Annotated in this window: 19 protein-coding genes; 8 read left to right on the top strand and 11 right to left on the bottom strand. The window is 45.4% G+C overall.

Features of this window, described 5'->3' with window-relative positions; translation table 11 throughout:
* Window positions 1-252: 252 nt before the first annotated feature.
* From FPZ42_RS18380 to FPZ42_RS18370, 3 genes are all read left to right on the top strand, one after another.
* Entirely contained in the window at window positions 253-738 is a 486-nt protein-coding gene (locus FPZ42_RS18380) for a DUF6252 family protein (protein ID WP_146273329.1), read from the top strand.
* Window positions 739-865: 127 nt separating this feature from the next.
* Entirely contained in the window at window positions 866-2,302 is a 1,437-nt protein-coding gene (gene asnS, locus FPZ42_RS18375) for an asparagine--tRNA ligase (protein ID WP_146273328.1), read from the top strand.
* Between the two features lie 97 nt (window positions 2,303-2,399).
* Window positions 2,400-2,858 carry an SRPBCC family protein gene (locus FPZ42_RS18370; RefSeq protein ID WP_146273327.1) on the top strand — a complete coding sequence of 153 codons (459 nt, stop codon included), beginning with the start codon at window positions 2,400-2,402 and terminating at the stop codon, window positions 2,856-2,858.
* Between the two features lie 53 nt (window positions 2,859-2,911).
* Here the strand turns inward: FPZ42_RS18370 and FPZ42_RS18365 are convergent, their stop codons facing one another.
* From FPZ42_RS18365 to secA, 5 genes are all read right to left on the bottom strand, one after another.
* On the bottom strand, window positions 2,912-4,126 hold the full coding sequence (locus FPZ42_RS18365; RefSeq protein WP_146273326.1) for an MFS transporter: 1,215 nt from the start codon (window positions 4,124-4,126) through the stop codon (window positions 2,912-2,914).
* Window positions 4,127-4,267: 141 nt separating this feature from the next.
* Window positions 4,268-5,221, bottom strand: coding sequence for a hypothetical protein (locus FPZ42_RS18360; protein WP_146273325.1), 954 nt, complete (start codon window positions 5,219-5,221; stop codon window positions 4,268-4,270).
* Window positions 5,222-5,282: 61 nt separating this feature from the next.
* A complete protein-coding gene (locus tag FPZ42_RS18355) occupies window positions 5,283-6,467 on the bottom strand; it encodes a M20 metallopeptidase family protein (protein WP_146273368.1) in 1,185 nt (394 codons plus the stop codon).
* Entirely contained in the window at window positions 6,460-6,927 is a 468-nt protein-coding gene (locus FPZ42_RS18350) for an SPOR domain-containing protein (protein ID WP_146273324.1), read from the bottom strand. Before FPZ42_RS18350 ends, FPZ42_RS18355 begins: the two co-directional genes overlap by 8 nt.
* Window positions 6,928-7,085: 158 nt before the next feature.
* Window positions 7,086-10,394: a preprotein translocase subunit SecA gene (secA, locus tag FPZ42_RS18345; RefSeq protein ID WP_146273323.1), complete on the bottom strand. Its 3,309-nt coding sequence runs from the start codon at window positions 10,392-10,394 to the stop codon at window positions 7,086-7,088.
* A 193-nt stretch (window positions 10,395-10,587) separates the two neighbouring features.
* Between secA and purD the strand changes: the two genes are divergently transcribed.
* Window positions 10,588-11,862 carry a phosphoribosylamine--glycine ligase gene (purD, locus tag FPZ42_RS18340; protein ID WP_146273322.1) on the top strand — a complete coding sequence of 425 codons (1,275 nt, stop codon included), beginning with the start codon at window positions 10,588-10,590 and terminating at the stop codon, window positions 11,860-11,862.
* Window positions 11,863-12,033: 171 nt separating this feature from the next.
* Here the strand turns inward: purD and FPZ42_RS18335 are convergent, their stop codons facing one another.
* From FPZ42_RS18335 to FPZ42_RS18325, 3 genes are read right to left on the bottom strand one after another with little or no spacing between them, the layout of a single operon-like run.
* The gene (locus tag FPZ42_RS18335) at window positions 12,034-13,149 is read right to left on the bottom strand and encodes a TlpA disulfide reductase family protein (protein ID WP_146273321.1); all 1,116 of its coding nucleotides are present in this window, start codon (window positions 13,147-13,149) and stop codon (window positions 12,034-12,036) included.
* 45 nt (window positions 13,150-13,194) lie between these two features.
* Complete coding sequence (locus FPZ42_RS18330) at window positions 13,195-14,367, bottom strand: TlpA disulfide reductase family protein (protein WP_146273320.1); 1,173 nt, start codon at window positions 14,365-14,367, stop codon at window positions 13,195-13,197.
* Window positions 14,368-14,415: 48 nt separating this feature from the next.
* Complete coding sequence (locus FPZ42_RS18325) at window positions 14,416-15,597, bottom strand: formimidoylglutamase (RefSeq protein ID WP_146273319.1); 1,182 nt, start codon at window positions 15,595-15,597, stop codon at window positions 14,416-14,418.
* A 160-nt stretch (window positions 15,598-15,757) separates the two neighbouring features.
* Between FPZ42_RS18325 and FPZ42_RS18320 the strand changes: the two genes are divergently transcribed.
* On the top strand, window positions 15,758-16,738 hold the full coding sequence (locus tag FPZ42_RS18320; protein ID WP_146273318.1) for an SDR family NAD(P)-dependent oxidoreductase: 981 nt from the start codon (window positions 15,758-15,760) through the stop codon (window positions 16,736-16,738).
* A gap of 6 nt (window positions 16,739-16,744) precedes the next feature.
* On the opposite strand, the gene FPZ42_RS18315 is transcribed toward FPZ42_RS18320, so the two are convergent.
* Window positions 16,745-17,725 carry a GlxA family transcriptional regulator gene (locus FPZ42_RS18315; protein ID WP_146273317.1) on the bottom strand — a complete coding sequence of 327 codons (981 nt, stop codon included), beginning with the start codon at window positions 17,723-17,725 and terminating at the stop codon, window positions 16,745-16,747.
* A 147-nt stretch (window positions 17,726-17,872) separates the two neighbouring features.
* On the opposite strand from FPZ42_RS18315, the gene FPZ42_RS18310 reads away from it, so the two are divergent.
* On the top strand, window positions 17,873-18,439 hold the full coding sequence (locus FPZ42_RS18310; RefSeq protein WP_146273316.1) for a dihydrofolate reductase family protein: 567 nt from the start codon (window positions 17,873-17,875) through the stop codon (window positions 18,437-18,439).
* Window positions 18,440-18,443: 4 nt separating this feature from the next.
* Window positions 18,444-19,022, top strand: a complete 579-nt coding sequence (locus FPZ42_RS18305; RefSeq protein WP_146273315.1) for a dihydrofolate reductase family protein — start codon at window positions 18,444-18,446, stop codon at window positions 19,020-19,022.
* On the opposite strand, the gene FPZ42_RS18300 is transcribed toward FPZ42_RS18305, so the two are convergent.
* On the bottom strand, window positions 19,019-19,804 hold the full coding sequence (locus FPZ42_RS18300; protein ID WP_146273314.1) for an O-methyltransferase: 786 nt from the start codon (window positions 19,802-19,804) through the stop codon (window positions 19,019-19,021). The two genes, FPZ42_RS18305 and FPZ42_RS18300, sit on opposite strands and share 4 nt — an antisense overlap.
* A gap of 44 nt (window positions 19,805-19,848) precedes the next feature.
* Here FPZ42_RS18300 and FPZ42_RS18295 point away from each other — a divergent pair, with 44 nt between their 5' ends.
* Window positions 19,849-20,706, top strand: coding sequence for a transglutaminase-like domain-containing protein (locus FPZ42_RS18295; protein ID WP_146273313.1), 858 nt, complete (start codon window positions 19,849-19,851; stop codon window positions 20,704-20,706).
* Window positions 20,707-20,891: 185 nt separating this feature from the next.
* Here FPZ42_RS18295 and recA read toward each other — a convergent pair whose 3' ends face one another.
* Window positions 20,892-21,899 (bottom strand): recombinase RecA, encoded by a 1,008-nt coding sequence (recA, locus tag FPZ42_RS18290; protein ID WP_146273312.1) that lies wholly within the window; start codon window positions 21,897-21,899, stop codon window positions 20,892-20,894.
* Window positions 21,900-22,086: the final 187 nt, after the last annotated feature.

Here is a 22,086-nt window from a genome sequence, read left to right as displayed (position 1 = left end):
GCTGCGCGAAAAGAGGGATATTTTTTCTCCGCCTCTTTGCGGAGCAGAGAGGGTCGCGCACGAAGTGTCGCGGGGTGAGTCTTCATCGTCGCATTCAGCCCCCTCTAAATCTCCCCCGAAAGGGGAGACTTTTTAAGCCACCTCTCCCCCGGAGAAAGGTTGGGGAAAGGCTGTCTAAAAAATTCTCATTGCCATTGTAGCACTCTTAAAATTTTTAACGTAAAGGATAAGTACACTATTAATAACACTAAAATGAAAAAGTACACATTTACCCTTTTAGCGCTGGCAACAGTTTTATTTTCTTCCTGTTTTAAGAACGATAATAACAACAACACCGGCTTTTACTATGATCCTTATTTTGTTGCAGAAAAAAATGGCCTTGCTGTTTATGCTGTTCCGTTCTCTGCAAAAGTTGGCACTGATTCTATACAGGTATCAGGCAGAAGCAATGATGCCGGCCTGCGCATGAATTTTAAATATACCGGCAAGGGCACTTATGCACTTACCGGTAACCAGGCAAAATATTACCAGCTTTTGGGCAAGGATACGGTAAGCCGTTACAACGTTGGTTTAGATACCAGCAGCAAAGTTCAGATTGTTGCGCTTGACTCTATCAACAAGGTTATTGGCGGAACATTTACCATTAAACTAAAACGCACGTTCCCTGCAACATCAAGCATATACCCGGATAGTGTGAAATTTACCAAAGGGCAGTTTGTTATTGCCTTGCCGAGATAATTTTTCAAGCGTGTAATACTGTTTATACTTAGAAAAGCCTCGCTCATGGCCCTGCTTAAAAGGCGGCCGAAGAGCGGGGCTTTTTTGGCAAATAATTGTATTTTTGCTGCCCGATAATACTTTTTATATGAGCCAACGTACAAAAATTAAAGCACTGCTCGAGAGCGGTAAGACAGACATTGATGTAACCGTAAAAGGATGGGTACGCACCTTCCGTAACAATCAGTTCATAGCTTTAAATGATGGCTCAACAAATAATACCCTGCAGGTTATTGTTGATTTTGAGAATACAGCCCCTGCCCTGCTTAAACGTATCACTACCGGCGCTGCCATTAGCGCTACAGGTAAACTGGTTGCCTCGTTGGGTAAAGGCCAGTCCGTAGAGGTTAAGGCTGCTACCATAGAAATTTTGGGTGATAGCGACCCGGAGAAATATCCGCTGCAGCCAAAAAAACACAGCCTGGAGTTTTTGCGTGAGATAGCCCACCTGCGTTTCCGTACCAATACGTTTGGCGCGGTGTTCCGTGTGCGTAATACGCTGGCATTTGCGGTTCACCAGTTTTTCCAGGAACGCGGTTTTATTTACCTGCATACGCCTATCATCACGGCATCTGATGCGGAGGGTGCCGGCGAAACTTTTCACGTTACCAATTTTGACATGGCCAACCCGCCAAAAACCGAGACCGGCGAGATAGACTACAAGCAGGATTTCTTTGGTCGTGCTACTAACCTGACGGTATCTGGCCAGTTAGAGGGCGAACTGGGTGCAATGGGCATGAGCGATATTTATACCTTTGGCCCTACATTCCGTGCCGAAAATTCAAATACCACACGGCACCTGGCCGAGTTCTGGATGATTGAGCCGGAGATGGCTTTCTATGATGCCAAAGATAACGCCGACCTTGCCGAAGCGTTACTGAAATATGTGATCACCTACGCGCTGGATAAGAACAAGGATGATATTGAGTTTTTAACCCAGCGTTTATTAGAGGAAGAGAAACAGAAGCCGCAGAACGAGCGTTCTGAAATGACGCTGATAGAGAAACTGCAGTTCTGCCTGGCTAATGATTTTGAGCGTTTAACGTATACCGAGGCTATCGATATCCTGAAGGAATCGACCCCGAACAAGAAAAAGAAATTCCAGTACCTGGTTGAAGGCTGGGGCACCGACCTGCAATCAGAACACGAGCGTTACCTGGTTGAGAAACACTTTAAAAAACCGGTTATCCTTACGGATTACCCAAAAGAGATCAAATCATTCTACATGCGCCAGAACGACGACGGCAAAACCGTTGCCGCTATGGATATCCTTTTCCCGGGCATCGGCGAGATAGTTGGTGGCTCGCAACGTGAGGAGCGTTTGGACAGACTGGAACAACGCATGGACGAGATAGGCATTCCTAAAGATGAGCTTTGGTGGTACCTGGATACCCGCCGTTTTGGTGGCTGCCCGCACGCAGGCTTTGGTTTGGGTTTTGAGCGTTTAGTGCTGTTTGTTACCGGCATGGGTAACATCCGCGATGTGATACCTTTCCCTCGTTTCCCTAAGAATGCTGAGTTTTAATATTGGTGGATTTCACCGATCTTGGTTGATTACATTGATAAATAATGATTTTATGATAACGCTGACCTTTATGGTCGGCGTTTTTTATTTTTGATCAATGCCAGTCATCACTCTGACAACAATCATCAATGCGCCTGTGGAGCGCTGCTTCGATATTTCCAGGGATATCGATATCCACATCGCATCTACTGTTCATACCGGTGAACGCGCAATTGCCGGCCGTACCAGCGGCTTGATAGGTTTGGGAGAAAGCGTTACCTGGCGGGCCAAACATTTTGGGATATGGCAGAACCTGACTTCAAAGATCACGGAATTTAAGTTCCCTGAGTACTTTGTTGATGAGATGGTTAATGGCGCTTTTAAAAGCTTTCGTCATGAGCACCATTTTGAGGCGAGCGGCGACAGCACCATTATGCGCGATGTGTTTGATTATCGATCACCGTTAGGGGTGTTAGGCAAGTTGGCAGATTTCCTGTTTGTTAAGCATTACATGAAAAGGCTATTAATCATCCGGAATGGGGTGATAAAAGGTGAGGCGGAGAAAATTAACAACTGACCGTCATGCCGAATTTATTTCGGTATCCCACGAGACGATCTCCAAAATCTGATCTACTCCTTGAAAGTATTTACCGCTTTTGGTTTGTTCAAGTACGCTCTTAAAAACAAAAGCATAATTCCGATCAGTACAATCAATATCATATAGCTGATGGCAAAGGTTTGCTGGTTATGGATGTTAAGTGTATTGGCCAGCAGGTAACTGAAAAAAGATGTTACAATGTAACCCCCGCCGCTGGTGATGCCGCCCGAAACACCTGCATTCTCCGGGAAGCGGGTTAGGCAGTAGGTAAAGTAGATGTTGTACATAAAACCCATTAAAAAATGCAGACTTATCACAAAGAACATGATGGCATAAATGCTGCTGAACCAGCTTGCGGTAACAAACATGGCTACAGCAAATGCAGCTTGCAATAAATTAGCCGTAGTAAGCTTCACCATAAAATTACGCGCTATCATGGATTTGCTCAACATCCCGCCCAGCAGCAATGCAATACCCGAACTTAAAGCCGCATAACCTGTAACTACCGGCGAGTAATGAAACACATTCTCAATAAAAAAAGGTGCCGACATACCAAAGATGATCGCCATGGAGTAGCTTAGGCCCAGGATAACGATGCCATAGGCAAAATCCGGTGCGGTTATCATCTTTTTGTATGTGTTTACTATCGAGCCCAAGTGGAACGGTTTTGTACGGGGTAGCGTCTCACCACTATAGCGGAGTTCCAGCAACAGCATCACAAAGGCATAGATGGCCAGGAAGTAAAAGTTTGCCCGCCAGGCAAAAGCGTGTTGCAGATATCCACCTAAAAAGGGTGCTATAACCGGAGCAGCCGACCACACTACCGACAATAAGCTGGTGTAGTGCTTTTGTTTATCGCCCTCAAACACATCGATAAATAAGGATCGCTTAGATACCATAATGATGGAAATGAGGAAGCCCTGCAATGCCCGCATCACAAATATCAGCTCGATGCTGCGGGTACTTACAATTACCAGGTTAGTGACAATAAAAGCAGCCAACGAGGCCAGGCCCAGTTTGTAACGGCCATAGCTATCTATAATGCTGCCCACAAATAATTGCGATAAACCGTAGCTGATGAGAAAGATAGTCATGGTGAGGCGCACATCAGAAACCGATGTACCCAGGTCATGCACCATTGCCGGGAACGATGGCACGTAAACATCCATCGCAAAACCCGATATAGGGATAAGGATAAATGCCAGTATCGCGCTGATGTTCCTGTTGCTATCTGTAACGCGTCTCATTTTGCTTGCTCCGTTTGGTAGAGCGGCAAAATTAGAAACTAATTTTAATGCAGGGGTATTTTAGCTTAGAGATGCACCCTTATCGTATTAATATTTCATTGGGGTGATAAAGGGAAAATAATAACTTAGGTAGCTGAAGCATTATTTTGCTGCCGCCTTAGGTGCCTGTGGGGCGTAGTCCTTATGCACAATTAAAAAGCTTGCGCGTTCTTCTTTGTGGAACGGAATATCCCAGTTACCCTGGTAAGTGATTTTTGTAGGTAATAGTTCACCGTTGAAGCGGTTAAGCTCAATATTCATCTGCACATTAAAATCAACAAACATGTTGCTGAACTTCATATCGATGTAGCGGCCCAGTATCTGGAAGGTGTTCATGTCAAAGATGGTGGTCATCTCTTTGATCATCGTATCATCATCAGCTGTGCTGGGCTTTTTTACCACTTTAAAGCGATATACAGGGATACTGTCCATGTATGTACCGCGGGCAAATTCGTAGTTGTAATACTGGCGTAACTCCGGCCCAAAGATCTCTGTTTTACCGCTGATAAAAGGTATGCCGGATATACGCCTGCCCGGAGTAAATACCAGCGCCTTTAACTTCGCCTTGTAGCCGGCGTTTTTCCCTTTGCCCGGCGCAGAAGATGCCGAACCGCTGGTAAAATCAGAATTGTAAGCATTCATAAAGATATAATCAAACATCTCTACGGTGTATAGATCGTACTTGCCATTCTTTTTCTTAACGGCGCCGGTATCCTGATTGATCAGATAGGTGGTCTGGCGTTTACCGTTCAAAAAGTCGTGCCTTATTTTACGGTAGATCTTACCGTTAACCTTGTTCTTCTTGTCGTAGGTGTAAATGCGGTTCTCGGCGGTAAAGGCGTACCGCTTCATGTTCTGAAAAGCCCTGTAAAAGCTGGTGTCGCTCACTACAGCGTCGATAAAATCCTGCGCGCGCAACCGGTGAGAAACGATGTTAACTGCAGAATCGATAACGATGGTGCGGATGGTGTCAGGATTAAAACGCTGGATCTGCTGCGCCTTTGAGGTAAAGGCAGTAATGATCAGGCAGCAGGCGATGAATATTTTTTTGTTCATGGTTTATGGATATTAGTTCATAGTGGCAGCCATTGGCTATCAGCTATAGACCATCAACCAACTAATTACCTAATTGCTTAACAGCAATGTAAGCCATCAGACCAACACTCTGTTCCAACGCACTTTCCTCAACATCAAAGGTTGGAGTATGTACTGATGAGGTTATACCCCGTGCCTCGTTACGTGTACCTAAGCGGTAAAAGCACGAATTAGCCACTTGCGAGTAATAAGCAAAATCTTCAGCGGCCATCCATATGTCCAGGTCCAGCACGTTCTCTTTACCCAAAAAATCTTCGGCAAAGCCGCGTACCTTTGCAGTGAGTTTTTCTTCGTTAATAAGGAAAGGATAACCCTTCATGATGTTAAAATCGCAGCTGCCGCCCATGCTTTCGGCAATACCTTCGGCCATTTTCTTCATCTTAACATGCGCTTCATTACGCCATTGCTCGTCCATGGTACGGAAGGTCCCTTCAAGATAAACCTCGTTAGGGATAACATTGGTTGCACCGTTGGCGATAACCTTACCAAATGATAGCACCGACGGGCTTTTAGGATCTGCAAAGCGGCTTATCACCTGTTGCAGGGCTGTTAATATGTGGGCGGTGATGATCACCGGGTCAACATTTTGTTGTGGCTGCGCGCCGTGGCCGCCTTTGCCTTTTACAGTAACATATAACTCATCCGTGCTGGCCATATATTTGCCCGCGCGGAAACCCACCTTGCCGGCATCTATCAGCGGCATAACATGCTGACCGATTACGGCTGATGGCTTCGGGTTTTCCAATACGCCTTCTTTGATCATGAGGCTGGCACCGCCCGGCAATTTTTCTTCCGCAGGTTGAAAGATGAATTTTACCGTGCCGCCAAATTCGCTTTTGATCTCCGTAAGTATTTTGGCTACACCTAACAGTGACGACGTATGTACATCATGACCACAAGCGTGCATTACGCCCTCGTTTTGCGATCTGTAGGAAACATCGTTGGCCTCTAAAATTGGCAGTGCATCCATATCTGCACGCAGGGCAACTACCTTATCTCCGGGCTTATCGCCTTTTATAAGAGCAACCAAACCCGTATCAGCCATTTTATGATATTCGATACCCAGTTCTTCCAGCTTGCGGGCTACAAAAACAGAAGTTTCCACTTCGTGGAAAGACAGCTCCGGGTGGGCGTGTAAGTGCCTGCGGTTAGCAACAACATCATCAAATATCTCTTTAGCTAATTGCTGTATCTTCTCTTTAATCATCACTGGTAGTTATTTTGGGTGGGTTTATCTTCTCCGATATGATAAATAGCGAAGTAAAATAGGCCGATAGCTGTTGCTTAAAGCGTTCGGCTTCTATCCGCGTGCGGAAATCACCTGCGCGGATCTTAAAGTTTGGCTCGCGGTAAACGATGTAAGTACGCAGCTCAGGAAATTCTTTATTGCATTTTGCCTGGGCATTAAATGCAGCAGAACGGTTTGTGCCGCTGTAGATTTGCACGCGATAGCCGTAAGACGATGAATATCGCGGAGAACCGCCTGCCTTGCCGCTATTAAGCGCAGCGCGTTTGGCAAGCAGGGTATCAAATAATGGAGGTGCTACAACCTGTACCTTTCCCCTGGTTTGCCCAAAGCTTTTTACCGATGCAGAAAGCAGTAAAAGCAAAAAGCAATATTTGATACCTGCCGGGATAGCTTTATGATCAAATATTGCTTTCTTCATAGTTATATTATTCCTTTAACCGTCATTGCGAGGAACGAAGCAATCTCCAAACTATACAGGGCAGACTTTCCTGTGTAGAGATTGCTTCGTTTCTCGCAATGACGCGTGGTTTTTATTTATTTAGCCCTCTCCTTCAGGAGAGGGTTTGGGTGAGGCTCTTAATTCTGCCCTATACCGTGGCAATTTTTGAATTTTTTGCCGCTTCCGCACGGGCAAGGATCGTTCCTGCCAATTTTTTGCTCAACCTTTACCGGGCTGGGCTTTTGTATCTCCTGCTGCATCTCCTCAACCGGTAAACCGCTTTGGTCTACCATCTCCGGTTTTGAGGTACGCATCTGGCGCATATCTGTTTTAGGGGCCGGTGCTGCTTCGCGCACTTGTTCTGGTGCCTGCTGTACGGCAATACCACCTCTGAACAGGAAGCTCATCAACTCTTTGTTCACGCTGGCAAGCATCTGGCGGAAAAGTTCGAATGCTTCAAACTTGTACACCAAAAGCGGATCCTTTTGTTCGTAAACGGCGTTTTGTACCGATTGTTTCAACTCATCCATCTCACGCAGGTGCTCTTTCCAAGCATCGTCTATCAATGAAAGGGTTACGTTTTTCTCAAAAGATTTAAATACTTCCTGGCCGTGGTTCTCTACCGCTTTTTTCAACGGTACAGCTACCTGCATGCCATGTACGCCATCAGTAAACGGAACAACAATGTTCTCTACATACTGGCCGCGGGTATCGTAAACATCTTTTATAACCGGGTAAGCTTGCTGCGCTACGGCTTCGGCTTTGCGTTTGTAAAACTCGCTTACCTCAATAAAGGTGCTATCAACCAGCTTTGGCAGCGGGGTGTTGGCAAACTCTTCGGCAGTGATCTCGGTATCAACAGAGAAGATACGGATGATCTCTAACTGGAAGCCTTCAAAATTGTTGCTCTCTTTATATTCGGTTACGATATCCTCAATAACATCGAAAATGGTGTTGCTGATATCTACATCCAAACGATCACCAAACAGTGCGTTCTTACGTTTTGCGTAGATAACGGTACGCTGTGAGTTCATCACGTCGTCATACTCAAGCAAACGCTTACGGATACCGAAGTTGTTCTCTTCCACTTTCTTCTGTGCACGCTCAATAGATTTTGAGATCATGGAGTGTTGGATCACTTCACCTTCCTCAATACCCATACGTACCATCAGGTTAGAGATACGCTCTGAACCAAATAAACGCATCAGGTTATCCTCAAGCGATACAAAGAACTGCGAAGAACCGGTATCACCCTGGCGACCAGCACGACCGCGCAACTGCCTGTCAACACGGCGCGACTCATGGCGCTCCGTACCGATGATGGCTAAACCGCCGGCCTCTTTAACACCTGTGCCCAATTTAATATCCGTACCACGGCCCGCCATGTTGGTAGCAATGGTTACCGTGCCGGCTTTACCAGCTTCGGCAACAATGTCTGCCTCCTTCTGGTGAAGTTTAGCGTTCAGTACGTTATGTTTAATACCACGAAGTTTAAGCATGCGGCTCAGTAATTCTGAGATCTCTACCGATGTAGTACCCACCAACACCGGGCGACCGGCCTTGGTCAATTCTTCTATCTCGGCAGCAACCGCATTGTATTTCTCACGTACGGTACGGTAAACAAGGTCTTGCCTGTCTTCGCGGGCAGTTGGGGTATTGGTTGGTATCTCTACCACATCCAGTTTATAGATCTGCCATAACTCGCCTGCTTCAGTAACTGCAGTACCGGTCATACCGCAAAGTTTGTGGTACATCCTGAAGTAGTTTTGCAGGGTAACGGTAGCAAATGTTTGGGTAGCATCCTCAACCTTAACATTCTCTTTAGCCTCAATAGCCTGGTGCAAGCCATCAGAGTAACGGCGGCCATCCAATACACGGCCTGTTTGCTCGTCAACTATCTTAACCTTGCCATCATCAAGAATATACTCGGTGTCTTTTTCAAATAAAGTGTAAGCTTTAAGCAATTGATTAACAGAGTGGATACGTTCTGATTTGATGGAGAAGTCGCGCATCAATTCATCTTTCCTTGCCAGTTTTTCGTCGGCTGGCAGGTCTGATTTTTCGATCTTGGCTATCTCTGTACCCACATCCGGCATTACAAAGAAATTTGGATCCTCGCCTGACGCGGTGATCAACTCGATACCTTTTTCTGATAACTCTACCGAATTGCTTTTCTCATCAATGATAAAGAACAATTCAGAATCAACCTTAGGCATTTCCTTGCCCTGGTCCTGCATGTAATAGTTCTCAGTTTTTTGGAGCACGGTACGGTTAGCACCCTCGCTCAGGAATTTGATCAAAGCTTTGTTCTTCGGTAACGCACGGTGTGCACGTATCAAAGCTAAACCACCATCATCAACACCAGTTTTGCCTTCATTGATGGCTTTTTTAGCCTCGTTCAATACGGTATTTACGTAAGCTTTTTGAGCGTTAACCAAACGCTCTATGCGTGGTTTCAGTTCATAAAACTCATGCTCGTCACCACGCGGGATAGGGCCGGAGATGATCAATGGGGTACGGGCATCATCTACTAATACGGAGTCAACCTCATCCACCATGGCATAATGCAGCTTGCGCTGTACCAATTCTTCAGGGCTACGTGTCATGTTGTCACGCAGGTAATCAAAACCAAACTCGTTGTTGGTACCAAAAGTAATATCGGCCAAATAAGCCTGGCGGCGCTCTTCAGAGTTTGGCTCGTGTTTATCAATACAATCAACAGATAAACCGTGGAATTCATACAACGGGCCCATCCATTCGCTATCACGGCGGGCAAGGTAATCGTTCACGGTTACAATATGTACACCCTGGCCGGCCAATGCGTTAAGGTATGCAGGTAGCGTAGCTACCAATGTTTTACCTTCACCCGTTGCCATCTCGGCAATTTTACCCTGGTGCAATACAATACCGCCTATCAGCTGCACATCATAGTGTACCATGTTCCAGGTAACCTCATTGCCTGCAGCAAGCCAGGTATTATGGTGTATGGCTTTATCGCCTTTTATAATAACGTTGTTTTTGCGCGAAGCCAACTGGCGGTCAAACTCGGTAGCAGTAACCTCAATGGTTGGGCTGCCGCTAAAACGGCGGGCAGTTTCTTTAACCACAGCAAAAGCTTCAGGAAGGATGTTTATTAATATCTCTTCCAGCTCTTTATTACGGTCTTTTTCCAGCTTATCTAATTGGGTAAACAAGTTTACTTTCTCGTTTACATCCATACCTGGCTCGTTCTCGGTACGGTCTTTAATAGCTTTTATCTCGCTATCGATGCCGGAAAGCCCGGTGGCAATGGTCTCTTTAAATTCTATGGTTTTAGCCCGAAGGTCATCGTTGCTCAATTGGTCAAGCTTGGCATAAGCAGCCTTTATTTTCTCAACTATAGGCGTTATCCCTTTAACATCACGCTCCGATTTACTTCCAAAAAGCTTACTGAAAAAATCTAACATATCAATTTATATATGGTGCACCCAACTCAACAATTAAGCCAATGCAATTATAAAGTCATTTTGACAGGCAAAGGTAAGAAAATAGTATCAAGTAGCAGGTATCAAGTAGTAAGTACAGCGCCCGGTTGACATAAAAACTCATGATACCTGATACTAAATACTTGATACTACCCAAAATGTTATCTTTGCCCGCATGAATATCCTGATCCTTGGTTCGGGTGGAAGGGAAAGTGCCTTCGCCTGGAAGATTGCCCAAAGCCCCAAATGCACCAACCTTTACATTGCCCCGGGCAATGCAGGCACCGGCGCTTACGGCACCAATGTAAACCTAAAGGTTACAGATTTTGAAGGTATTAAGGCCTTTGCTTTGGCAAATGATATTAACCTGGTGCTGGTTGGCCCCGAGGAGCCGCTGGTAAAAGGTATTCATGATTTCTTTTTGGCTGATGAGCAGTTGAAAAATATCCCTGTTGTTGGCCCGCAACAAGAGGCGGCGCAGCTGGAGGGCAGTAAGGATTTCTCTAAAGAATTTATGCAGCGTAACGGTGTACCTACCGCTGCATCAAAAACCTTTACCCGCGATACCTTGCAGGAAGGCATGGATTACCTGGCAACTGCAGGCCTCCCCATCGTTTTAAAAGCCGACGGACTTGCCGCAGGCAAAGGTGTACTGATATGCCTAAGCCTTGAAGAAGCAAAACAGGAACTGAACGCTATGCTTGCCGAAGCCAAATTTGGCGATGCCAGCTCAAAGGTGGTGGTAGAACAGTTTCTACAGGGCATAGAGCTTTCGGTTTTTGTAATGACGGATGGTAACAGCTACAAAATTTTACCTGAAGCTAAAGATTACAAACGCATAGGCGAGGGCGATACCGGCTTAAACACGGGCGGCATGGGTTCTATTTCGCCCGTACCATTTGCCGACGAAGCATTTATGCAAAAGGTTGAGCAAAGGGTGATCATCCCAACTATTGATGGGTTAAAAAAGGAGGGCATTCCTTATAAAGGCTTCATCTTTATCGGCCTGATGAATACCCACGGTGAGCCATGGGTTATTGAATACAACTGCCGTATGGGTGACCCTGAAACAGAAAGCGTAATGCTGCGTATTGAAAGTGACTTTGTTGATCTGCTGGAAGGAGTGGCCGAAGGTAACCTGCACGAGAAGGAATTGATCATTTCTACCAAAACTGCTGCTACGGTAGTTTGCGTAGCTGGTGGTTATCCTGGCGAATATCTAAAAAATAAAGCCATAGCAGGTATTGAGAACGTTCGCGACTCGCATGTTTTCCATGCCGGCACCACGCAGGTTGGCGATGAAGTACAGGCAACAGGTGGACGTGTGTTAGCTGTAAGCAGCTTGCAGGATGATATGTTTAACGCGCTGCAACAAGCCACAGCCGACGCTGCACGTATCTATTACGATGGCGTTTATTTCAGGAAAGATATCGGCTTTGATCTGCTTTAATTTACAGGCCGTAAGTCGGGTGCCCGATAGCCCGAAAGACGAATAAACAATAGACCGGAAGTCAAAACGACGAAAAGTCTGTAAGATGAAATCAAAAGAGAAAGTCCGAAAGTTTTAGCTGATAAGCTTCTACTTTCGGACTTCTGTCTTTTCGGACTATCCGACTAAAGACTATATCTTACCGAATATCTCTGCCAGTTTATTTTCCAGGTCCTGGCCGGTAAGGTTTTTAGCGATGATCTTACCATTAGGGTCTATCAGGAAGTTTTGCGGAATGGCACGCACTGCATACAGATCTGCAGTTTTACTTTTCCAGAATTGCAGGTCTGATACCTGTGTCCAGGTCAAACCATCTTTGTGGATAGCACCCAACCAAGCAGCTTTAGCGTCAGGCCTGTCTAACGATACACCTAAGATGGTAAAGTTTTTGCCTTTGTATTTATTGAAGGCCTTAACCACATTGGGATTTTCGTGACGGCATGGGCCGCACCATGATGCCCAGAAATCAACCAATAAATACTTTCCGCGGAATGATGATAAAGCAACTGTTTTGCCTGCTGTATCAGCCTCGGCAAACTCAGGCGCTGTAGCACCAAGTGCAACGTTTTTCAATTTTGGCAATAGCTCTCCAAATTGTTTGCCGCTTTCGGTAGCTTTTAATGCCGGAGACAAGCCACCGTATAATTCTGCAAGCTCAGGGTAGTCTGCACTGTAAGCATAAGATTGCAATGCACTTAAGGCAAGGTAAGAGTCAGGATGCGTTTTAATGAATTTTTTGTTGATGGCAGATTCCTGCTTTTCAATCGCCTTTTCCTCTTTGGTTACAGCTTCTTTTTGCGCATCGGTAATCGCATTCTTTTGTTTTTCTTCAAGGGCCGTGTAAGCATCGTTAACAGGTTTCAGGGAAGCTTGTAACTCTGCACTCTCTTTGTTAGTTTTTGTACCGGTTATCAATGCATTTGCCAATGTATCCGGCGACATAACCGTAATGGTACCTGCTTCCACGAAGATCGGATGATAATCTTTCGATTTACGCATGCCATCCCCCTTTTGGTTAAGGATAAGATACCCGCTCATTGGTACCGCACCGGCATCACCTGTAAAGGTAAACTGGCCGTTATTAACAATCGTAGAGTCAATGGCTATCTTGCCATCTTTGCGGTATTGCAGATATGCTTTAGCCGGGGCGTTTATTTTACCCAATTTACCCTGTATAGTAAATTTGCCGGTTTGGGCAAAAGCAAGGGTAGGTAATATGGCAACTGCACTTAAAAGTAGTTTTTTCATTGTTAGTAAAGTTAGGACTGCAATATGCGGCTAAAACCGCATAAATCAAATCTTGCCGAGATATTTCTCTAAAGCGGCATCCAGGTCATCGCCCCGTAGGTCCCTGGCTACGATCTTGCCTTGCGGGTCTATCAGGAAGTTCGCCGGGATAGACTGCACGTTATAAAGCTTTGCGGCCAGGTTGTTCCAGTATTGCAGGTCTGATACCTGTGTCCAGGTTAGGCCATCATTTTTAATAGCTGCCAGCCAATCTGCCCTGCCTGTATTTTTATCGAGCGATACGCCCAGCACAGTGAAGTTTTTGCCTTTGTATTTATTATAAAGCTTAACCACGTTAGGGTTTTCCTGGCGGCACGGAGGACACCAAGATGCCCAGAAATCAAGCAACACGTATTTCCCTTTAAAAGATGACAGGCTTACAGGTTTGCCGTTCACATCATTTTGTGTGAAATCCGGCGCTGTTGCGCCAATGGCGGTAACCTTAAGGCCATCAAGTCCGGCTTTCATTGCGCGGCCGCCGTCAGAAACTTTCAATTTATCAGAAAGACCGTTGTACAGCGGCTCCAGGTCATTTACATCCGGTGAAGGGCCACCATAGCTGGATAGTGCCAGCAAGCTTAAATAGCTGTCAGGATGAGTGGTTATGAAATTTTTAAGTATACCTTTTTGTTCGGCCTGCAAGGCTTTGTATTTAACCTGCATGGCGTTTTGAAAGGCCGGTGAGCGTTGTTGTTCGGGCGATGCTTTCTTAGCTTCGGCTGTCAGTGCACGGGCTTTGTCGGTGATTGTCTGCAGCTGTCCTTTTAGTGTTTTGTTATCTACATTGAGCTGCGAGCCGGTTATATCTGCTTTGGCTGCTGAGTCTTTGATGGCGATATTCATGTTACCCTGCTCCAGGAAAAACGCCAGGCCATCTGCGGAGGTAGATGGGCGACCGTCCGGGAAATTGATATCAACGTATTTGCCGAAGCCGAGATTCTTTCTGTCTAAAAACAGGGTGGCGGTAACAGGTTCTGCAACAGCGCCTTTAAAGGTGAAATCGCCGTTAGTTACGGTTGATGAATCGGTAACGTTGTTTGAGCCTACGTTATAAACCAGGTAAACTTTGGTTGGCGTAGTGGCATTGGCAACCTTGCCTTTTATAGAGAAATCTTTTGCGGTTTGGGCGAAAGAAAGTACAGGCAGCAATGCCAGGACGGGGAACAATAGTTTTTTCATTAATTTACTAAAGTACTAATAACGTGTAAAAGGCTGGTTAATTGCCGTTTAATTTAACTTTTGATAGGTGCGCCACCAAAGATCGGGCATCTCGCCGGATGTGGCCGTGCGGTAGTCTTCATAACGGCAGGGCACCAGATGGAAACGCTCGTTTTTAGAGCCACCTGTAGGGTATGGTACCTGCATCCACCAGCGGTCGCTTTTTTTGCTTTTCACAAATACCAGTTCGTGGTCATCATGCTTTAAGCTTGTTTTGTAGATGAGGTATTGCGATTTAGGGTTAAGCGGGAAATCCTTTTTGCGGTTATAAAAGCCATCGATAAAATACCATACCATCTGCGAGAGTAACATGGCTGTTTGCCCGTTGGTATCGTAAGCAGGATTAAATTCGTAAAAGCCGATCGAACTTAGTTTATCGCTAAACCCGGCGTACCTGCAGATCTGGCAGGCTTCCTCGCCGTAAAAACCGTTAGGTTTGGCATTCGCATTGGCCGCAGCATCAGATGAGCGTATAGCGCTTACATCAAAGCTTAGCATGTTCGCATTGCGGATAATGGGTTCTGCTACCGCAATATTTTGGGTTAACTCGCCAAGGCGGTGTACATCAAAATAAAGTTTATCCATTACCCGCAAACTATCCTGGCTGGCAAAATAGGTTTGATAACCCATATTGCTATAGTTGAACAAATAGTTAGGTTCGTGCAGGAAGATTTTGCTGAGGTAAGATGCAGATGTGGCCTCGATGGTTTCCGGATGAGCATCGTCCTCCAGGTCGAACTGTGAATCTACTACCAGCAGGTCAACCTTTTGTTCAAGATGCTCGTAGCCCAGGTATTGCGCGTAGGTAAGATCTTGCCCGCCGCCAATGATCACGGGAACAATATCTTTTTTCATCAACTCCTCAACCACGGTCTTTAAGGCGTAGTAGGTATCAACCACAGTTTCGCCGCGGGTGATATTGCCGAGGTCTACTATTTTGGTATTATAGCTCCCCTCATGAAGCTGGTAAAGTTTCTCGCGCACATAATCGGGTGCGAGGGCGCAACCTGGGTTATTTATAGCGTTACGATCATCAAGCACACCAATAATTGCAATATCAACCTTATCTTCCATCGATGGGAAATCAACAGAGTAGTGCTCTATCTTACTACCCAACTGGCTGGTGAAATAACCGTTCTTAGGCGTTATCTTTTTAATATCGATGGGTGAAAAAAAATCAGCTAAGGACATATTGTTTTTGATGTGCAGGTGTGCAGATATGCAAATATGCAGATTTTGGTTGATGTTGAACCATCATTCGTTTTTCAATTTGCACTTATGCCCATACTCATATCCGCACATTTACTCTACTTTTGTGCACCTTTACATTTTCAAATCTTCAAAATATAACATGATACTTGTAACCGGGGCAACGGGTTTTTTAGGTGCAGAAGTTGCAAAGGAGTTGGTGCTTCGGGGTAACCTTATCAGGTGCAGCAAAAGAGCTTCATCAAAGTTACCGGTGCTGTTGCAACCTTACAGCAATAAGATAGAATGGGTAACTGCCGACCTGATGGATGCCGATGCACTTGAGGAGGCCCTTGAAGGCGTTACACATGTATACAATTGCGCTGCGTTTGTGTCGCTGAAGGCGGCTGATAAGGATGCCATGATCCGCACAAATGTTACCGGCACGGCCAACCTGGTTGATCTTTGCAATTACCGAGGTATCCGTGTGGTGCATACCAGTTCGGTAGCAGCAGTAGGGGAAGCGCCTGCCGGTGAGCAGATCACTGAAAAACATCACCTCGACCCAACAACAGAAACGGATGGTTACGCCATTTCTAAACTTGAGAGTGAGATGGAAGTTTGGCGAGGCATTGCCGAAGGTTTGGATGCCGTAATTGTTAACCCAACCATTATAATTGGAGCCAGTGCGGGCACTGCAGGTAGCGGACAAATATTTGAGACCGTGCGCAAAGGCCTCAAATATTACACGCAGGGAACCATGGGCTTTGTAGATGTGCAGGACGTTGCCAAGTGTATGATAGCCCTGATGGAAAGCGACATCAGCGGCGAGCGCTATATTATTAACGGAGAGAACAGGGCTTATAAACAGCTTTTTGAAGAGATAGCTAATTGCATGCATGTTGAAGCGCCAAGTAAACTTGCCAAACCCTGGATGATGGAAGTAGCCTGGCGGGGCGCATCTTTTTGGGGCGCGCTAACCGGCAGCGACCCGGCTATTGATAAAACCAGTGCAAAGGCGGCATCGGTAACCCGTGTTTTTGATACCAGCAAAATCAAAGAGGCTATAGGTTATCAATTCAGGCCCATCAGCGAAACCATCAAAGAAGTTTGTGCTGCACTAACTGCGCAGGCCGGGAAATAACCCGCACTAAGCAGGCTGATTTGCCGTATTGTATTTGTTGCGATACTCTACAGGAGATAAACCGGTGATCTTTTTAAATACTGCACGGAAGGCTTTGGTATCAGAATAGCCAACATCGTACATCACTTCATTCACGTTTTTGCGGCTGCTTTCCAGTTGTTTCTTTGCAGCTTCTATTTTAACGCGCTGAATATATTCTAAAGGGCTGTTGTTGGTGGCCTTTTTAAAACGGCGCTCAAAGTGGCGCTTGCCTATGGCATATTTCATAGCCAGGTCCTCAACAGAGATACGTTCGGCAATGTTGGCCTCAATAAATTCCTGCGCTTTTTTTATCGGCTCGTCCTCGTGTGTTTTTTGTCCGTTGAACATAATAAACGGCGACTGGCTCTTACGGTCTATCTCCAGGGCAAAAACCTTGGCCGCCATTATCGACATATCACGTCCGGCGTATTTCTCCACCAGGTACAAAAGCAAATTCCAGTATGATGTTGCACCGCCGCTGCTGTATAAACCTTTTTGTTCGGTAACAATACGGTCGTCAACCAGGGTAACTTTGGGGAACATCTCCCTGAATTCGTTAGCCGTACGCCAATGGCTGCTGCACTCCTTGCCATCCAACAGGCCGGTAGCAGCCAGCATAAAGGCACCAATACAAAGGCTGGCAGCTTCGGCTCCTTTATGGTGCTGTTCTATTATCCAGGGCAAAAATGCCTCGTTATGCTTAAGCGTTGTTTTAATATCGCCGGATATGGCAGGGATAATGATCAGATCGGTCTTTTTAACATCACTTATCAATGCATCCGTATGTACCGAGAATAGCCCGCCATGCAATTTCACCTCCTTTTGCAGGCCAACCAATTGAACATTAAATAATGCTGGCTTGCCGGCGGCTTCTAAAAAGTCGTTAACGCCCGTAAACATAATCCGCGGGTCGGCAATGCTGGCCAAAACAGCTTCGTTGGTTATCAGTATCGAGATGTGTTTCATGGTGGTGGGTGCCGGTTTATATTGCAAGATAGGGTTACCATTATCGCAAAACAATAGCAAGTCGTAAACAACCCCTAAAAAGTCCTTTTTACACCTTATGCTATGCCGGCAGTGCGTTTACCTTTGTACTATCAAACATAAGCGAATATGAAAAAGGTAAAATTGCAGATGCAGCTAAGTGTTGACGGCTTTGTTGCCGGGCCGAACGGTGAGATGGACTGGCTGACCTGGAATTGGGATGATGAGTTGAAGAACTATGTAGGCGAACTTACTGCTTCGATAGATACCATTATTATGGGCCGTAAACTGGCCGAAGGGTTTATCCCGGTTTGGAAGGAACGGCTTGCCGACCCTCAAATGGCCGAGTTTGCCCGCACCATGGTTGAAACGCCTAAGCATGTATTTACTAAAACACTTGACGATAGCCCCTGGGAGTTTACTGAATTAGCAACCGGCGATTTTGCAGAGGAAGTGAATAAAATTAAATCAGGTGAGGGAAAAGACATCATCGTTTACGGCGGTGCAGGTTTTGTATCGTCATTGATCAAGCATAACCTGATAGATGAGTACCACCTGTTCATTAACCCTGAGGCTATAGGCAAGGGCATGGCAATTTTTAGCTCGATTGAAGATAGACTATCATTAACTCTCGAAGAAGCCAGGCAGTTTGATTGCGGGGTTACCGTACTTCGTTATAGATCCACACAAAAATAAGTTGATGATGCGGCGGCTTGTGGTATCCATGAATTTAACGCTTAATGGCTTTATGGCCGCCAGTAATGGCGACCTGGCCTGGCATACCGATTTTTGGGATGATGAGTTAGCCCGCGCTCTCACATTGCAATTGGCCGATGCAGATACGTTGCTATTAGGCCGCAAAACGTATGAGGCAATGGCGCCTTACTGGCAAAGTATGGCACAAAATGTAAACCCGCCCAGGCTTGATGCGGATTTTAGCGATCTGATGCTTAGGCATGAGAAAGTTATATTCTCGCGCACGCTTACCCGTGCCGGTGGCTGGGGTAATTGCCGCCTGGCCAGCAGAAACTTAAGCAAAGAAATAAATAGTTTAAAAGCTGCTGATGGCAAAGAAATGCTGGTTTATGGCAGCGGCAAATTGGTAGCAACACTGGCCAAGTTAAACCTGATAGACGAATACCGCTTATGGCTGCATCCTGTGGCTATACAAAAAGGCAGGCCTTTGTTCGGAAGTTTTATCAAGGCTCCAAACATACGGTTATCGTCTTCAAAAAGGTTTCAGAATGGGGTAGTGCTGATGTGCTATCGGTCCGTTTAAAAACGGATCTTAAAATGTTCTTTTGCCTGCCCGGGATTGAAGAATACCAATCCTATCCAAAACATATCAACGGTTGCTGTTACGCTTGGGTGATTTTTGATCTCCGCCCAGGCTTTTTTCATGCCATTGCTCCAGTAAATATCATCAAATATTAACATGCTGCCTTCGTGCACTTTGGGCAGGCACCAGTTAAAATACCTGATAGTGGCATCATATTGATGGTTGCCGTCGATATAAACAAAATCAAGCGTGGGCTCTCCGTTTAACACACCCGGAAGCGTATCGTCAAAATTCCCGGTGATCACATTGATATCGTTAACGCCGGCTTCAGCAAATACATTTTTAGCTACACCTGCCGTTTGCGGGCAGCCTTCAAGCGTGTATACCCGTGCGGTTGGTGCCGCCGCTTTCAGGTACAGCGTGGTTATACCTAAACAAGTGCCCAATTCAATAATATTTTTTGGCTTTACAAATGCTGCCAGGCGATATAATAACTTAGCCAAACGTGGAGGTTTAAGCGCATTTATGGTAATGTCGCTAACTTTTTTCTGCTTATTGTTGTTTACATGTGAGCCGGCACCCAAATCGGTAACGGTTATATAGTTATCATTAATAAGTAGTTTATCGCGTTCCTGTTCAATAGTAAAGTATGCAGGTTTGTCTGTTTTATCGTAAATAACCTCGTCCACCAACTTGTAAATGAAGGGAGAGTGCAAACCATGACGGTTTTTTGACGTGAAGCGGTGCAACAGAAAATCCCTTGCAATCGTTATATTGGACATAGCCGTAAAAGTATGAAAACGTTTATTATTTTAGTATACACAGTATGATTGATCCTATTGAAATACGATCTCTTATCAGCCTGCTTGATGACCCCGATGCAGAGGTATACGAGCATGTTCAAAAAAAGTTGTTCTCATATGGTGCCGAAGCGATAGAATATTTAGAAAACGCCTTTGGCGAGGCGTTTGACCCCGTACTGCAGGAGCGTATTGCCAACCTGGTGCACGAGATACAATTTACTTCTTTAAAGAAAGATCTTGAGCTATGGTATCAAGGTGGCGCCTTTGACTTGCTACAGGGTATCCTTATTATTAACCGTTATCAATACCCTGATCTGGACGAACAAAAGGTTATTAACCAGATAGAAGCTATCAAGCGGGATATATGGATACAGATGAGCAACGAAGGCAGCCCGGTAGAACAGATAAAACTGATCAATCATATCCTTTACAGCATCCACGGGTTTAGCGGTAATACAACAAATCACCGCGATCCGCAGAATAGTTACATCAGCCAGGTATTAGAAACCAAAAAAGGTAATCAAATATCTTTAGCTATTATTTATTCTATTATTGCTCAAAAGCTTGATATTCCGGTTTATGGCGTAAATCTTCCGCAGCATTTCATATTGGCTTATCTTGATGAAAGCCGCGAGAGCGAATTTGACGGGGGCATACTTTTTTACATCAATGCCTTTAATAAAGGGATGGTGTTTGGCCGCAGGGATGTAGATATGTTTTTAAAGCAGTTGAACCTGCAATATGATAAACAATTTTATGAGCCATGCTCTAATACTGACATCATTAAGCGCGTTATCCGTAACCTCATCAGCGCTTATGAGCATTTAGGTTCATCAGAAAAGGTTGATGAGCTGAACGAGTTGCTGCAGATATTAGAATAATTCCATTCAAAAACAAAAAAGCCTCTCCGTTAGGAGAGGCCCATCTATTAAAAGATTTAAAGTAATGGCTCGTTTATGGTTCGACCGGCTCACCATGACAAAACTGTATTGTCAGTCTGAGCGTGTCGAAGACCTGTGCGTGCGATAATGGTTCGATAAGCTAACCATGTCACGCCGGCGAGGACTTATTCCTCAACCAATGAATCACCGGTTACGGTAGCTTTTATTTTTGCTTCAAGTTCGTCCGCAAGTTCGGGGTTGTCCATTATCAGCTGTTTAACTGCATCGCGGCCCTGGCCCAGGCGGGTTTCGCCATAGCTGAACCATGAGCCAGCTTTTTTGATGATGTTGTATTCCACACCCAGGTCAATGATCTCGCCGGCTTTAGAGATACCCTCGCCAAACATGATATCGAACTCTGCGACACGGAATGGAGGTGCTACTTTATTTTTAACGATCTTCACCTTAACGCGGTTACCAGATACCTCGTCGGTATCTTTAATTTGCGATATACGGCGAACATCCAAACGTACCGAAGCGTAGAATTTTAGTGCGTTACCACCGGTAGTGGTTTCAGGGTTACCAAACATTACACCGATCTTATCGCGCAACTGGTTAATAAAGATACAGCAACATCCGGTTTTGCTGATGGTACCGGTAAGCTTACGCAATGCCTGCGACATTAAACGTGCGTGCAAACCCATTTTAGAATCGCCCATTTCGCCTTCTATCTCTGCTTTTGGTACAAGGGCAGCAACAGAGTCGATAACCAGGATATCAATAGCTCCTGAGCGGATCAGGTTGTCGGCAATTTCCAAAGCCTGCTCACCGTTATCCGGCTGTGAGATCAATAGGTTCTCTACATCAACACCTAATTTTTTAGCGTAGAAACGGTCGAAAGCGTGCTCCGCATCGATAAAAGCAGCAATGCCGCCTTTCTTTTGCGACTCTGCAATGGCATGGATAGCCAACGTGGTTTTACCAGATGATTCCGGGCCATAGATCTCGATAACCCTGCCTTTTGGCAAACCATTAACACCTAAGGCAATATCAAGGCCCAATGAACCGGTAGAAATGGTTTCGGTTTGTTCAATAACCGAATCGCCCAGTTTCATAATGGTACCTTTACCGTATGATTTTTCCAGCTTATCAAGCGTAAGCTGTAGTGCTTTCAATTTATCTGTGTTGCTCATCTTAATCTAATGTGAAACAAATATAACAAAGTTTTATTAAATGCTAATTTTTTTAGTAAATATTTTTTATCGTTTTATTGTTATTGCGAGGAGCGGAGCGACGCGGCAATCTCTTCGCGTTTGTTTGCATGCGATGAGATTGCCGCGCTATCGCTCGCAATGACATATTGGTTGGGTAAACTTACCC

The sequence above is a fragment of the Mucilaginibacter achroorhodeus genome (genome assembly GCF_007846095.1).
In the GTDB taxonomy this organism is placed as follows: Bacteria; Bacteroidota; Bacteroidia; order Sphingobacteriales; family Sphingobacteriaceae; genus Mucilaginibacter; species Mucilaginibacter achroorhodeus.
Note: the sequence above shows the minus strand (reverse complement) of the source record. Positions and strands in the feature narration are given on the sequence as shown.